At 56.5% G+C, this 14,005-nt stretch carries 18 protein-coding genes and 2 pseudogenes; 10 read left to right on the top strand and 10 right to left on the bottom strand.

Translation table 11 applies throughout. The features are described from left to right. Positions 1-53: 53 nt before the first annotated feature. The 4 genes from N8E89_RS00735 to N8E89_RS00720 all read right to left on the bottom strand — a co-directional run bounded on the left by N8E89_RS00735 (position 54) and on the right by N8E89_RS00720 (position 1,794). On the bottom strand, positions 54-254 hold the full coding sequence (locus tag N8E89_RS00735; RefSeq protein ID WP_262260855.1) for a lipoprotein: 201 nt from the start codon (positions 252-254) through the stop codon (positions 54-56). Continuing rightward, positions 254-685 (bottom strand): hypothetical protein, encoded by a 432-nt coding sequence (locus N8E89_RS00730; RefSeq protein ID WP_262260853.1) that lies wholly within the window; start codon positions 683-685, stop codon positions 254-256. The genes N8E89_RS00735 and N8E89_RS00730 overlap by 1 nt, the downstream gene beginning before the upstream one ends. 77 nt (positions 686-762) lie before the next feature. Next, the gene (locus N8E89_RS00725; RefSeq protein WP_262260852.1) at positions 763-1,023 is read right to left on the bottom strand and encodes a hypothetical protein; all 261 of its coding nucleotides are present in this window, start codon (positions 1,021-1,023) and stop codon (positions 763-765) included. Between the two features lie 246 nt (positions 1,024-1,269). Beyond that, the gene (locus N8E89_RS00720) at positions 1,270-1,794 is read right to left on the bottom strand and encodes an XRE family transcriptional regulator (protein ID WP_315975662.1); all 525 of its coding nucleotides are present in this window, start codon (positions 1,792-1,794) and stop codon (positions 1,270-1,272) included. A gap of 86 nt (positions 1,795-1,880) precedes the next feature. On the opposite strand from N8E89_RS00720, the gene N8E89_RS00715 reads away from it, so the two are divergent. Both N8E89_RS00715 and N8E89_RS00710 read left to right on the top strand, forming a co-directional pair. After that, positions 1,881-2,123 (top strand): hypothetical protein, encoded by a 243-nt coding sequence (locus N8E89_RS00715; RefSeq protein WP_262260851.1) that lies wholly within the window; start codon positions 1,881-1,883, stop codon positions 2,121-2,123. Further along, positions 2,120-2,818, top strand: a complete 699-nt coding sequence (locus N8E89_RS00710; protein WP_262260850.1) for a DUF2312 domain-containing protein — start codon at positions 2,120-2,122, stop codon at positions 2,816-2,818. Before N8E89_RS00715 ends, N8E89_RS00710 begins: the two co-directional genes overlap by 4 nt. A 38-nt stretch (positions 2,819-2,856) precedes the next feature. Here the strand turns inward: N8E89_RS00710 and N8E89_RS00705 are convergent, their stop codons facing one another. Next, on the bottom strand, positions 2,857-2,988 hold the full coding sequence (locus tag N8E89_RS00705; RefSeq protein ID WP_262260849.1) for a hypothetical protein: 132 nt from the start codon (positions 2,986-2,988) through the stop codon (positions 2,857-2,859). A gap of 319 nt (positions 2,989-3,307) precedes the next feature. Between N8E89_RS00705 and N8E89_RS00700 the strand changes: the two genes are divergently transcribed. The 7 genes and pseudogenes from N8E89_RS00700 to N8E89_RS00670 all read left to right on the top strand — a co-directional run bounded on the left by N8E89_RS00700 (position 3,308) and on the right by N8E89_RS00670 (position 10,402). Further along, complete coding sequence (locus N8E89_RS00700; protein WP_262260847.1) at positions 3,308-3,652, top strand: hypothetical protein; 345 nt, start codon at positions 3,308-3,310, stop codon at positions 3,650-3,652. Positions 3,653-3,976: 324 nt separating this feature from the next. Beyond that, a pseudogene (locus N8E89_RS00695) lies at positions 3,977-5,125 on the top strand (IS3 family transposase). 4 nt (positions 5,126-5,129) lie between these two features. Then, positions 5,130-5,693 carry a hypothetical protein gene (locus N8E89_RS00690; protein ID WP_262260846.1) on the top strand — a complete coding sequence of 188 codons (564 nt, stop codon included), beginning with the start codon at positions 5,130-5,132 and terminating at the stop codon, positions 5,691-5,693. Positions 5,694-5,956: 263 nt separating this feature from the next. After that, positions 5,957-6,166 carry a hypothetical protein gene (locus N8E89_RS00685; RefSeq protein WP_262260844.1) on the top strand — a complete coding sequence of 70 codons (210 nt, stop codon included), beginning with the start codon at positions 5,957-5,959 and terminating at the stop codon, positions 6,164-6,166. A gap of 372 nt (positions 6,167-6,538) precedes the next feature. After that, the gene (locus N8E89_RS00680; RefSeq protein ID WP_262260843.1) at positions 6,539-7,321 is read left to right on the top strand and encodes an alpha/beta fold hydrolase; all 783 of its coding nucleotides are present in this window, start codon (positions 6,539-6,541) and stop codon (positions 7,319-7,321) included. A 646-nt stretch (positions 7,322-7,967) separates the two neighbouring features. Beyond that, positions 7,968-8,585: a cupin domain-containing protein gene (locus tag N8E89_RS00675; protein ID WP_262260841.1), complete on the top strand. Its 618-nt coding sequence runs from the start codon at positions 7,968-7,970 to the stop codon at positions 8,583-8,585. Positions 8,586-9,283: 698 nt separating this feature from the next. Next, complete coding sequence (locus N8E89_RS00670) at positions 9,284-10,402, top strand: IS110 family RNA-guided transposase (protein WP_262260839.1); 1,119 nt, start codon at positions 9,284-9,286, stop codon at positions 10,400-10,402. A gap of 235 nt (positions 10,403-10,637) precedes the next feature. On the opposite strand, the gene N8E89_RS00665 is transcribed toward N8E89_RS00670, so the two are convergent. After that, entirely contained in the window at positions 10,638-11,330 is a 693-nt protein-coding gene (locus tag N8E89_RS00665) for an NADPH-dependent F420 reductase (protein ID WP_262260837.1), read from the bottom strand. 97 nt (positions 11,331-11,427) lie between these two features. Between N8E89_RS00665 and N8E89_RS00660 the strand changes: the two genes are divergently transcribed. Then, a complete protein-coding gene (locus N8E89_RS00660) occupies positions 11,428-12,006 on the top strand; it encodes a TetR/AcrR family transcriptional regulator (RefSeq protein ID WP_262260835.1) in 579 nt (192 codons plus the stop codon). A 160-nt stretch (positions 12,007-12,166) separates the two neighbouring features. Here N8E89_RS00660 and N8E89_RS00655 read toward each other — a convergent pair whose 3' ends face one another. The 4 genes and pseudogenes from N8E89_RS00655 to N8E89_RS00640 all read right to left on the bottom strand — a co-directional run. Then, on the bottom strand, positions 12,167-12,625 hold the full coding sequence (locus tag N8E89_RS00655; RefSeq protein ID WP_262260834.1) for a nuclear transport factor 2 family protein: 459 nt from the start codon (positions 12,623-12,625) through the stop codon (positions 12,167-12,169). An 18-nt stretch (positions 12,626-12,643) separates the two neighbouring features. Next, positions 12,644-12,880, bottom strand: coding sequence for a hypothetical protein (locus N8E89_RS00650; protein ID WP_262260832.1), 237 nt, complete (start codon positions 12,878-12,880; stop codon positions 12,644-12,646). Positions 12,881-12,984: 104 nt separating this feature from the next. Next, a complete protein-coding gene (locus N8E89_RS00645; RefSeq protein WP_262260830.1) occupies positions 12,985-13,347 on the bottom strand; it encodes a hypothetical protein in 363 nt (120 codons plus the stop codon). A 74-nt stretch (positions 13,348-13,421) separates the two neighbouring features. Further along, positions 13,422-13,921 (bottom strand): annotated as a pseudogene (locus N8E89_RS00640) (class I SAM-dependent methyltransferase); the annotation flags it as partial. Positions 13,922-14,005 lie beyond the last annotated feature (84 nt).

Raw genomic sequence — 14,005 nt, 5'->3', positions numbered from 1 at the left:
CGCAGGCTGCGGAGAAAAGCTGATCATTGGCGACGTATAGATTTGTTGCGCGGTCATTTGGAACCGTGTGCGTTGCCGTTGCTGTCATGGCTACCGCCGCGGAAATCGCAGTTGTAGTCACCGCTGGCGCAGGATCGCTCGTTGTAGGCATCGACCGAAGTTCCGGTCTTTGGCGCCCAACTGTTGTAGGTGCCGCAGCCTGATAGAAGCACTGCGGCTGCGATCGCTATTGAGATTGAGAAAAACGCCTTCATCAGTTTGCCCTCGACTTGAAGCCGCCGCAGATGATGTGCGTCTCACGCGAAAGAAGCTCTTCCGTTTCCCTCATGTGCCCAAGCAAAGCGTACTGCTCGACCATCTGTTCCGCCGCTTGGCGGTTGAGAGGGATCAGCGCTTCGAGCTGCTGGTAGACTGTCCAGCAGTCGCGCGGCAGTTTCCCCAAAGCGACTGCTGTTTCGAGATCCCCAGTCAGATTGGCGTGATCTGTGAAGAGAGCGGAGGCCGTATTGCTGTAACGCGTCCGCACCCAGAAGGAAGCTTTGCCGTCAGCAGCTGCGAGACAGGCAAAGCGCTTGGAATTGGTGTCCGGGTAATTGCGCAGCGCATCGCCAATGCTCTCGATGATGAAGCCGGTTTCGGCTGCAACTTGGTCGGGCGTTGGGAATTCGTGATTGATGATGTTCATTGCATCCATCCGTTGTTCGATGGATTACAATTAGCGGTATTATTACCGCACGTCAACAGGAAAAGGTAATTTTACCGCTAGGCTAGCGAATCTTTTATGGCTTGACGTTCTGCGTCTTGTTCAATTCTCAAGCTCTGTGCTCTTAATCTAGCGGTTCGTTTTTCTCTCGATTTCTGGAACAGATGTGCAGCCACGCCAACAGCCATAAGGTATATCAATTCGGCGCCAAGAATGTGCCTTCCACTGAGATTGTAGATGGCCATGCCAAAGAGGCCAGCGACAAATATCAAAATCGCTCCGAACAATATACCGAGAATCACGAACAGCTTAAGGAGCATTTCTCGTTCACCTCCGACGTGGGAGTGTCGGCCATCGCTGTCACGTACGACTGTCCGTGGTATCGCGGATAGCAACGCGATTAATTCAGCCCCGCAGGCCCAACTGCCCCTGGAGTCCACCCTGCTTGTTCATTTTGCGAAGGGATGCTGGGGGCAAGACAGCGAAGATCTCTCCAACCCATTCAAGGATGACATCCTCGATGGGCGCCGCGTTCCACGATAGAAGGTTCACGCCCGTCGCGCCTCTCATGATAGTCTTGATATAACGGCGGCCTTCCCGCGTCCGAACTGCAGCTTCCTCACCGTAGAATGACTCAAGAGGCTTTTTTGTTCGCGATACACGACGATCACCGCGCCATCTTTGAACACAGGTAGCATCGAGTCTCCGCGCACTTTGAACGCAATCATTTCATCGGGTAGCGGAAACGGTATCTCAACGTGGTCGATGCCCTCGGGCGGCACTTGCTCATAGTCCGGTTCAACTTCTGCACCTGCGCCAAGATAGCCCATAACAGGCACAACATACTTGCCTGTTGAGGTGCCGCTTTCTTCACCTTCGCCCTCTAGCAGCCACGCGACAGAAGTCTGGAGGACGGGCGCTAGAGCAGTGATCGTTTTGGTGGATACGCCAGCTCGCCCTTTTTGTTGGACTGCTCGATGCATATTGCGGATGGCGTCCTTACTCAGTCCAGCACGAATTGAAGCCGCCTGAGCTGATAGCCCAACGGCAGCGAGCCTTTTTTCTACTCTTTCAAAAACTTCATCAAGCATGAGCGGTAAAATGACCGCTCATGGCGATTTTGAATAGCGGTAATAAAACCGTTGACATAGGCGGTATAATTACCGCATATAGAGCCATGATAAACCTTCAGCACCTCCTCGACGTAGCCGTTGCGTATCGCAAAGCGGAAGGCATCGAAGACAAGACGATAAGCAACCGCGTCTTCGCGGATGCCAAGAAGCTAACCGCACTTCGATGTGGCGCGGATATAACCATTACCCGCTTCAATGACGCGCTCATGTGGTTCTCTGCCAATTGGCCCGATGGCGCTGAATGGCCCAGTGCCGTGCCTCGTCCGGTCACGGAGTTTGCAGCATGAGTTCCGGGGCTGAAATCAAACAGTTTATCGATCGCATTCTTCGCCTCAAGGAAGAGCAGGACACGCTCGGCGAGGATATCCGAGAAGTTTATGCCGAGGCAAAGGGCAGGGGTTATGACAAGACCGTACTTGGCAACGTCGTTTCCCATCTGCGCAAGGTCGAGAAGCTTGGACGTGACACGCTCAGCGAGCGCGAAGCGATCTTCGAATTGTACCTGACAGCCTACGAAACCGGTGGTCGGGCGCATGCGCCCGCGCGTGCACGAGAAAACATTGAAGAATTTCCGCTTACCGCGCAGCTCGTTGCCACTGTCGCAAACGCTGTTCAAACCGAAGCTGGTCGCAAAACTCTCGGTACTGCCGTCGACATCATGATCGAAGGGGACGAGGCAGAATATATCGACCCTGAAACGGGTGAAATTGCCAATTCGCTGGAAACGGCAAACAAATTGGACGACGGCGCAATCGCTGCAGTGAAGGACAAAGTCCGACTGGCGAACGCCGATGGCGTTGAACCGTCGTCGTCCAACCCCACGAGCTCCGGGCAACCTGCTTTTCTGATTAAGGACCAGCCGGCGAAGACAATGCGCGACTATCGTCCTCACTGTCAGAAGCCAGAGGCCTGCAGCGGGTCTGGGCTCAAGCATTGCTACTCCTGTTCAAAACTGATGGCAGCTGAAAGTGAGGTCGCATGACGCTCCCAAGCTGCGCCTCACTTGAACTGCCTTTTCGGCTAGAAATTTTCGTTGGGCTGTTCGTCCAGGTAGCATCCATTGCGCACGATGGGAGTGCTGTTGAGCTGCGCGCGTGCCCCCTTCATCACCGTTGCAGCAGCGTTCGGATCTGCGATAGTATGGATTGCCACTATGCCCCTGTATCCTCCCAAAGTAGTGGCGGAACTGACGGAGGACGCCGCTTCGTCGGCATCCTCCGTCCTCTTTCTCGCTTGATATGCGCGGGACAGGATGCGCCTCGCGAGAACCCCAATAACTTCAAATCCATCAACGCTGTGATGCCCATCGCTAGCGCTGATGTCATTCGCCCCATCCGGGGGCAATCCCACTTTGTGCGTCTGTTCCTCCTTCGGGTTGCTCGTCATGCGATCAACCTAGCCAAGGAAATCGAGCATGACGTGCAGAGAAACTCAGCACCAGGAACACGAATTAACTTCGGAGCGTAAAGTCATGAGTAGCGCCGAAACAGCCAGCGGTTACGTCAACCGCATGATCGAACGAGAAAGTCGCGGCTGGGGCGATACCAGCAACGCCATGGAGCGTTTGCACCGAAGGTATGGTCTCCCGTTCTGGACTTTGAATCACCTGAGAACGAGGCGCGCCAAAACAATCGACGCCACGCTCTTCCACCGCATACGAGCTGCCTACCTTGACATGTGCGAGCGGCAGATCGCCCACCTTCGACACGAATTGGACCTCGAAAAGGAAGTGAACCCTGATGCTCTTATGGAAGATTTCGAGAGCGAGGCTTCGCAGCTTTTGGCGAAGGTTCGTGAGGCGAAGAAAGCTACCTAGGGACGAACAACCTATTCGAGAAGGCGCAGAAAAATGAGCAAATTCTATAGCCCGGACAAGCCAACCAGGTTCTGGCACGTCGCCGTTTGCGCCGTACTCCTACTCGTAGCGGCTGCTTGGCTCATTGTTCCTCTATTCTTCATAGGGAGGATTTGATGCATCTGTTCAATTGGCCGTTCGGTGACATCAATCCCCACAGCTTCGATATGATCATGGCTGACCCGCCTTGGCCCTTTGTGGTGCGATCACCAAAAGGCGAGGTGGCCTGCTGCCGGTTTCATAGACACTGAGTTAAGGTGTTCTGCGTGAAACCGGAGAGTATGAATGCAAAGACGAAAGTTCAGCCGCGAATACAAGCTTGAAGCGGTGAAGCTGGTGAAGGAGCGGGGTGTCGCTGTTGCACAGGCTGCCCGCGACCTCGATGTCCACGAGAATGTACTGCGCAAATGGATCAGGGAGCATGGCTCCGATCCGGTCCAGTCCTTTCCAGGGCATGGACAGATGAAGCCCGAACAGCTTGAGATCGAACGGCTGCGGCGCGAGGTCGCGAAGCTGAAGGCGGAGCGCGATATTCTAAAAAAGGCCGCAGCCTACTTTGCAAGGGACGCGATATGAAGTTTGCGTTTATTGCAAAGCACCGTTCGATCTGGCCGGTGGCATGGCTCTGCGAAGCGCTGGGGGTTTCTCGTTCCGGCTTCCATGCCTGGCTCAATCGCTCGCCGAGCGACCATGCCCGCTACGATGAGGTTCTGCTGGACAAGATTGGGCAGAGTTTCAAGTACAGCGACAGAACCTATGGTGCCCGGCGTGTCTGGCATGATGTGCTGGCTGAAGGCTTGTCGTGCGGTCTTCATCGCATTGAGCGGCTGATGCGTCAGAACGCGCTCCGAGCGAGACCACGGCGGCGCGGTCTGCCGAAAGATGCCGGCGACCGATCTGTCATCATGCCCAACGTCCTGGATCGCCAGTTCGCAGCCGACCGACCGAACCAGAAATGGGTGGCCGACTTCACCTATATCTGGACGGCCGAAGGCTGGCTTTATGTTGCCGCCGTCATCGACCTGTTCTCACGCCGTGTCGTCGGCTGGTCGATGAATGCGAATATGACGGCGCAGCTCGTCACCGACGCCCTCATCATGGCGATATGGCGCAGAGGAAAGCCGGATGCGCTGTTGCATCATTCCGATCAGGGCAGCCAATACACCAGCGAACAGTTCCAGCGCCTGATGGGCGATCACGGCATCACCTGCTCCATGAGCAGATCGGGGAACGTCTGGGATAACGCAGCGATGGAAAGCTTCTTCTCATCACTGAAAACGGAGAGAACGGCACGAAAGGTTTATCGGACAAGAAATGATGCAAGGGCGGACGTATTCGATTACATCGAAGCGCTTCTACAACCCAAGGCGTCGCCACTCAACACTGGGCTATCTCAGCCCGAACGATTTTGAAACCAAGGTGGGATTAGCTTAACCTCGTGTCCGAAAAACCGGCAGCAGGCCAGATTGATCAAACTCCGATCGATGCGGCTCGCAGCCAAGATATGCGATCGGCATTGCAGAGCATTGCGCAAAAAGGTTGTGATCAGGATAAGCTCAAGGCTTTCATGGAATGGCTTTTGGGCTTCCGCCTCTTAAAGGCTCACAGAGAAGCTCTCGATGTGCAATTTCGGCTAGATACCGTGGAATCAAAAACTGCTGCCTTACGAGATCTGGTTCTCGTGAGCAGCGAAGCTGGCATATTGAATGGAATTTTCTTGTTGCTTGACGAGTTAGAAAAGCAAGATGGCGTGCTTGGTCCTACTGCCGTGGTGAGGTATCTTTCAGCAATGCGAGCAATCATTGATTCATTGCCGAACCACCTCTTCATGATGATTGCGGTCACGCCAGATGCAATGCGGAGATACTCCGCGGCGCTTCCCGCATTTCGGAGCCGTCTTCAAAATCAGATCACCTTGTCGCCACTGACTGAAGTTTCGGAGGCTGTGGCATTGGCTGATTTCTATATGGAGGCAGCGCGTGAGCAAGCTCAAAAAGATTAAAAGTGGACCCCCAGGGAGGCTTCCCGTGGTCTCTGCTGCTCAGATCGGAGAGGTATTTGACAATTTACGTAGATTGAGCGAGCGCCGCGGCGATACAGGCGTGCGGCAACGGGAGTTTCTTCATCAATTGCATAGCCTAGCAGAAACTGCCATCCAAGCCGCTTAGGTTGTTATTGATCGCCAAAGCGCGTGGATCCCAGGATGAAGATTGATTTCGGCGAAGGTGCTTGATCCATTTCGCAGGCACGTCATCGATATCAAAGATGCGCTTAATCACGCCCGTTGTCGCTACGATGGGGCGCGATTTGATCTTGGTGACGGTCTCGGACTTCAAAGTCCGCGGTGCTTCACAGGAAATTTTCGCCGTGGCGGGTGAAAAGATGAATGTCGTTGACGATATGCTAGACGAACTCTATCGGCAGCTATCTGACGCCGATCGGATGCTCGAAGCTTACGCGTCAAAACGAGAGTGACAGAAGGCCCGCTCGTGCCGCGATTGTCGAAGCGATCTTTACCAAAGTTGACTTGCGATTCTGACGACACCCGCTGCGCTCGTCGGCGGAGTTATCGCGCTTATCGAACTTTTTAGACGCCTAACGCCAGTTGAATTCGAGCCGAAACAACTCAGCCCTGCGGCATAGACCGACTAAATTCTGCTTCGCGCACTAGCTTACTCTTATCGGTCTACTCTCGTGACTGCCGGTCGGCGTCACGCCCCCGTCGACAGATGCTTAAAGGGCATAGACCGTCATACGGTTACAGCTTCGGGCGATCCTTGCTATTGTTTCCCCACCGAATGCCGTGGCTACGAATTTATCTCAGTAGAAATTGAGAAAGGAAACGTCATGAAATCAATGACCCGCCGTATGTTCACCGGATCCCTTGCGTCGCTTGCCGCCATCAGCCTCCTTTCAAAGGTCGTGCTGGCAAAAGATATAGCCAAGGCAACAAACGTCGTACTTGTCCACGGCCTGTTCGCTGACGGTTCATGCTGGTCCGACGTAATTGGACGCCTTCAGGCGACGGGGTTAAACGTGACCTCGGTACAGAACCCGCTGACGACGCTTCCGGAAGCCGTCGCCGCCGCCAAACGCGTTCTTGACCGCCAGGACGGGCCAACGGTTCTTGTCGGGCATTCTTTCTCCGGGATGATCGTCACAGAAGTTGGAGTGCATCCGAACGTCTCCTCGCTTGTCTACATTGCCGCCCGCGCTCCGGATGCCGGAGAAGATTACACCGCCTTGGCCAAGACCTATCCGACACCGCCAGCTACCGCCGGCATTGTATTCGACGGCGATGAGGGTCGACTGACCGAGCAGGCCTTCCTTCATGACTTCGCGGGCGACGTGGCTGAGAAGCAAGCCAAAATTCTCTATGCCGTACAGGCACCTTTCAACAAGGCCTTGCTGGCTGGCAAGACGACACAAGCCGCCTGGCGATCAAAGCCGAGCTTTTACGCGGTCTCCAAGAACGATCGCACCATCGATCCTGACCTTGAACGCTTCATGGCAAAACGCATGGGCGCTAAAACGATAGAGCTGGAGTCCAGCCACGTGTCGATGATCTCGCAACCAGAGGCCGTGGCGGCGCTCATCCTCGAGGCGGCGCGCATGGACACGAAAGGTTGAGAGGGCCCTTTTTGCTATGTTCGGCGGTATCGTCGATGCTGTCACAAATGCCGGCAGAGTGATCGCGCTTGTTGATATCTTCGGACGCGTGACGCCAGTTGAATTGGAGGCGAGACAGCTCACCGCTGCGGCATAGACGTACTTAATTTCTGCTTCGCAGATTTCAGTCATTGACAGCAGGTGCAACAAATGACCGGCCTCGATCCGAGGCGGACATCCCTGAATCGTACGCCTAAGGTCTGAAACCGGCTGTGAGAGCAGACCTTTAACTGGCTGACACGCTTGAGCGCTTGAAGCCGTGAGGTTGGGGCCAATTGTTTGACGCTGACGGGAGAGCTTTTCCTCGCTACTGGCGCAGATAGGGAGTATATTTGTTCGTTGACGCTGAGACATTGGGGCCCAGCGACAGAGAACTCAAGACACCTTTTAAATTGGGTGCGTTCTGTATTGACACTTACTTGGCACGCTTAAGTTTTCTGTCCTGCCTAACTCGTCCTTTGCGTAATTCTGACCGGAATCTTTATTGCTTAGTTTGGAGAGGCAGCGTTCCGATGCAGATCATCCAGAGCTGCGGCACACGCTCATTATCCTAAACGGCCGCACAGCCGCATTCCGGGAACGTTGAAATCGAAAGGAGGACTCACCCATGAAACCGCGATCCCTCAGCGCGCGCCGTATTGGCGTGCTCATGTTCTCACTGTGTGCTTTCGGGTTGATGACGTCAGCCTCGATGACCGCTGAAAGCAAATTCGTCGTCGAGCTGGTGGTTGAAAAAAAGGTGAAGGAACTGCCGTCCGCAGCGTTGTACTGGCGGGTGGAGAATTTCCCGACGCTGACGCAGGCCCAGGGCGCTGTGGGCTCGACCTCGCTTGCGGCTGAGGTCGCGGGCAAGGTCTGGCTGTTCACGCTAGGACCGAAGGATGGCTCTACGCCCGGTGGAACCAAGGTCGCCGAGATCGGACCCCTTCCGCCGATCAGCGCGAGCGAGTATTTGCTGCGCATCAACCGCGCCGGTGGAGCGCCCGGTGCCAAGTCGTCCATCCATACACATCCGGGACCGGAGGTCTTCTATGTACTGGCCGGCAAGCTCGGTCAGAGAACGCCCCACGGCGTGGCCTATGCCGAAGCCGGCACGACCATGGCCGGACACGGGGCCGACACGCCGATGGAAGTGTTCAGCGCCGGTACAACCGATCTCAATCAGCTGGCCATCTTCGTGGTAGACGGGGATCGGCCGTTCTCGTCCCCGGCCAAGCTCGACTGAGGCGAAGTTTCGCGGGGTGGCGCATGTTTGGCACGAGCTGACGCGGCACCCCAGCGAAGATCCGCAATCTATCTCGCCTAAATCGACCTGCAGCTCGATGACGCCCGTACCGCTCGCATTCATCGCAAGAAAGAGGTCGAAGAAGGCAAGAACAGAAAGTGAGTTCTCCCCAGGTCGATCGATTTTCGCCACCGAAGGAGGGACCCCCTTTTCCACGTTCGGCGGTGTAGTTGATACAGTTACAAACTCCGGCCGAGTGATCGCGCTTATTGATATTTTCGGACGCATGACGCCAGTTGAATTCGAGCCGAAACAGCTTACACCGGCGGCATAACACCGACTTGGTTTCCGAAAGTCACGTCTCGATCCAGAGGCGACATTCGCCTGAAGGCACTGCCGATCAGCTAAGGCTAGGTGGTTTACAAGTAAGGTCTCCGACCCGGTGCCGGTTACTCACGTTCGGCACTTGCGGAGAAAATGCTCCTGCGTAAAGCAGGCAACGATTCCGACGCTCAGGCAGTTCCGGCTCGATTTCGAGCTACGACATCATCATGGGTGAGATTGACGCCGGCTTCCATGAACTGCTGGATTAGACCGTATGTTCTCGGGGTGAAGGTGGCCCGCCCCCGCAGTAAGCTGAATTCGGGGGTTGCTCTGGATAGGCCGGAGCCGAGCCCCACGCTTAGCGAGGGCGAACCATGAAAGAGAATAGCGTAATTTTCATCGGCTTGGATACGTCGAAGCTGAAGATTTCAGTTGCGGTTGCGGACGGGGTGCGCAACGGCGAGGTGCGGTTTTTCGGCGACATCTCTTCGGAGCCGGCGTCGGTGGCGTCGATGGTCGACAAGCTTTCCCGACGCGGGGCCAAGCTTCACTTTTGCTACGAGGCCGGCCCGACCGGTTACGGTCTTTACCGGCAGATTGTTGAATTGGGGCACGATTGTGTGGTCGTGGCGCCGTCCCTGGTGCCCAAGCGTGCGGGTGACCGGGTGAAGACAAACCGCCGGGATGCCGTAAGTCTGGCGCGCCTGCACCGGGCGGGCGAACTGACCTCTGTCTGGGTTCCGGACGAAGGCCATGAGGCGATCCGCGACCTGGTGCGGGCTCGCGAGGCTGCCAACGATGCGCTGAAGCAGGCACGCCAACAACTCCAGTCTTTTCTCCTGCGCCACGGCCGGATCTATACTGGCCGCACGCCTTGGACGCGCGCCCATACAAGATGGCTGGCATGCCAGGCCTTCGATCATCCCGCCCACCAAATTCTGTTGGCAGAATATTGCCAGGCCATCGAGGATGCCGGCGTGCGTCTGGATCGGCTGACCAAGCTGGTGGTGGAGACCGCAGCATCCTGGTCGATGGCACCGGTTGTGGCAGCCTATCAAGCGATGCGCGGCGTCGCGTTCATGACTGCGGTCACCTTTGTGGTCGAGATCGGCGATGTCAGGCGTTTCGATAATCCCCGTCAGTTGATGGCCTATCTGGGTCTTGTGCCGTCGGAACGCTCAACGGGCGAAAGGGTCAAGCGCGCTGGGATCACCAAGGCCGGCAACACAAGGGCTCGAAGGGTACTCGTTGAAGCGGCCTGGACATATCGCTTCCCGGCTCGCGTGAGCCCGAAGATCCAGGCGCGGCCGGATGACCTGCCAAGAACGGTTCGCGAGATTGCCTGGAAAGCCCAGGTGCGGCTTTGCGCGCGCTATCGAAAACTGATGGCGGCAGGCAAGCCGAAGGTCGTCGCCGTCACCGCCATTGCCCGAGAAATGGCAGCATTCCTGTGGGCGATTGGACAGGAGGTCGCTCCCACAGCTAAAGGCTAAATGCCGATGGTCAGCTTGAAGAGAGACGCTTAACCCAAAATTTAAAATCATCTGCTGTTGGACAAAGATGGAGGCAGGGCTCCGGTGGGGAACCCTCGCAGGCTCTATGTGGCGGATAAATTCCAAGTCCGAGATTAGACAGAGGCAGCCCCAGACGAACACACGGAAATGCGGTACCCAACCCGCGCATAAGAGTATGCCAGCCGTCGTCTAAACGCCCTGCCTCCTCCTTTGTTCAACAGCTTCGCGCATGTGCTTTCGTCGTCAAAGCCGGAAAGGAAAGAGTCGTGACTAAAGAGCTTGCAAACGAACATAAGAGAGCCTCACGATTTTCAGGCGCGCGAGCCTTGTCTGCGGATTGAAGAGCCGCTTTCAACTCGCTAGTTGTTAGTTCCGTGCAGTAGGCTGGAGTGCTAGGCTGTTGTCGCCAAGAATTCAAAAGACCAACTGAATCCACCGGATCGAAGCCGGTAGCATCGACCAGCTTCGCGGCGACAGCCTTCGCTTCGGGATCATCGCCGGCAACTGGAACAGCAATACGCCCAGATGCTCCGCTTGGCTGCCCTTTTTCTGCCAGCGTCACAGCGAGTACAGCGTTAAATGCTTTGACGACGGGACGGCCTATCTGCTCGCTAACCCAAACGCTCTCGGGCTTCCCACCGTCGATGTCAGCGATCGCGCGTTCGCGGAACGGGTAATAATTGGAAGTATCGATTACGACGGTGGCTTCAGGCACATTATTGAAGAGCGGGGCAACATCGGGATATTTGGCGAACGGGATCGAAAGAACGATTGCCTCGACGTCTTGAACCGCTTCCTCCTTGGAAACAGCTTTGGCTCGTTTCTGGCGGCGGCCGGCGGAAAGGCGGAGGAAGCCGCGGATCCCCGCATGGCGGCCGCTATCGATGAAAAAAATCTTGCGGTCCATTTCAATTACCCTTCTTGACGGGCACAGTTTTAGGTTTGATTGCAATCTAACTCTAAATTTGTTATAGATGTCAAATGACATCTAACTGGAGGTCGAAATGCGAGTCAGCCGTGCGCAGGCCGAAGCAAATCGCGAAGAAGTGATAAACGCCGCAAGCCGGCTCTTTCGGGAGCACGGCTTTGACGGCATTGGGCTGAAGGATTTGATGAAAGGCGCCGGCCTTACTCAGGGCGCGTTCTATAAGCAGTTCGAATCCAAAGCTGATCTTGCCGCACAGGCATCAAAGCGCGCGATGGAGAGCGCAACCCTCAGATGGTCGACAGCAGCTGCGGGCAATCCTGATCCACTTGAAGCAGTTGTTTCGTTCTATTTGTCCATGGGCCATCGCCAGGAGAGGAGCGACGGGTGCCCTCTGGCGGCACTTGGTTCTGATGCCGCGCGCCAAAGCAAAGAGGTACGGGTTCCGTTTCAAAACGGCATCGAAGCTCATCTGCAGATCCTCGATGAGTTGATGCCGAAGTCGGAGAGTTCCAAACCTTGTCATAAAACGATGGCCATACTTTCTCTCATGGTAGGGGCCATAACGATCTCTCGTGTCATGACAGATGAAGTTATCTCGCAGCATGTTCTCGAAGCAGCTGCTGACGAGGTCAGGCGCATTGCGGCCTCCGCCTGAAAAGTATGAAATCATCCTCGCCATCCCGTAGCGGCGTCATAGCTCCAGCCGCGCCGACACAATGCGCGATAGGGGCCGCGCCATGACCCATGCTCGCGTCGCGCAGGTTCAACATGCTCCACGCATCGCCGACGCAGGTGGGCCTCTGACTGCGCTTCTGCTAGCTGACAATTTGTTCGGCGACAGCTTCTTCGAGGCCAGCTGCCGCTTGGGCGGCAAGACCGCGGGCCGCTGCTTGTGAATCTTGAAATTCCTCGAGTGCATAGACTCTGCCCCACCGCAGGGTGAACACGTGGAGACCACGGTTGACGTACGACGCGTCGCCGTTGAGCAGCGTTGCGGTGCCGTCCCACTGGGCAAACACGGTGGTATGCCACGGCCAGCCCTTCACCCAGATGTGGTTGACCGTGAGATGGAGAGTGGGCAGGACACGGCCGAGGCGCTCAAACCAGCGGCGCAGGGCTTCTTTCTCGTGGCGCTCACCACCAAGCGCGTGGGCTCCGGAAACGCGGTGATGGACATGCGGCGCGACTGCTTTCACCGCCTCATCCCAGCGATGGTTGTTGACATGGTCGAAGCTCTGTCGGATCGATTTCTCGACAAAATAACGGTATAGCATTTGACCTCTCCTCCAAACTTATTCGATGGCGTGATCGAGGGCGCCGTGTGGCGCTCCCGTCCGGTGATTTTTGACAACGCTCGCCGCCATTGCGGAACGCTGGCCTACACTTTGATCCGGTGGAACCTTAGTGGTTTTCGGTCCGGTGGTCGGAGCCGTGGCCGTATCTAACGCGGCTTTCGCCTGCTCATAGCGCTGTCGCGAAATCCATCCGAACAGGACGCCCGCCAGCACAATGGCGGGTCTCGTTTTCATGCCCATCTCCTCATATCGAGTAGATTGCGTTCGACCTCTACATCGGCCGCGCGGACGCGAGAGCCCACGGCCAGCAGCACGCATGCCGCGGTCTGCACGGCGGATCAGTTCATTAGCGCATCGGCGCGCGGGTGCACGTCGGTCCCGGACGAGACCGTCACCTCCTCGCCGGACCTCGAGAACGCGTAGAGCGAGTCCCGGTGGCCCGGCATGGAAAAGGCCACGGAGTCGCCGTCGGAGAGGCCCATGGCGACGCGCAGCGGATCGCCCCCGGTCTTCGGCGCGAAGGTGGCGGTGACCTCCAGGAGGTCGCCGTCCACCGGGACGTAGTAGACCACCATGTCGAGGTGTCCCTCGTGCAGGGTGGCGCCTTCGATCGGGCGTCCGATGGTGGCGTCCTCGGCAAACGCCGGGGTCGCCAGAAACAGCGCGGCCAGGAGCGATGCGCTCAGGGTTCTGCGGATCATCTCGTATCTCCTCTTGATAGATTGCGTTCGACCTCTATACAGGAGATAGATTACAAATGCAATCTAAAATGGTGTGCCTTCCCGACCGCGCGCATCTTGGGCAACAAGACAAGCCGGATAAGTGGGTTCATATCTCCGACGCAGGGTATCTTGGAAATGAACAAGCCCTCCGCCACCAGTAAGGCATGGATGCGGCGCAGCGTGCCGGCAAGTCGCGGACCAGATCGAGATAGTTGAATCCCAGAACTGCGTCGAACTGCACCTCTTCGGGCCTCAGCGCCTCCGCGGTGGCGGCGCGGAAGGTAAGCGCCGGGATAGGATCGGCAATACGCTTTCCTTCGGCAATAGCGACCATTCCAGTGGAAATATCCGTCGCGAGATAGCTTTGCACATTGGCTGCCAGTCGGAGCGCTGTTGTTCCTGTTCCGCAGCCTAGTTCCAATACCCGGTCGCTTGATCCCAACAGAGAGCGGGTCCGGCCCAGCGTGCGATCATATCCGGCCGGATCCGCAATCGTCATGGCATACTTTCGTGAAGTCCGATCCCAGAAACGGGCGTCACTCGCTGTGCTCATGGTGGGTTCTTCTGCCTTTCAAATACGGGAATGGGTCGATACCGGACGGCAATAAACCCGTTGCATAACGCAGTGGGACGATCA

It is taken from the genome of Phyllobacterium sp. A18/5-2 (assembly GCF_025452215.1).
In the GTDB taxonomy this organism is placed as follows: domain Bacteria; phylum Pseudomonadota; class Alphaproteobacteria; order Rhizobiales; family Rhizobiaceae; genus Phyllobacterium; species Phyllobacterium sophorae.
Note: the sequence above shows the minus strand (reverse complement) of the source record. Positions and strands in the feature narration are given on the sequence as shown.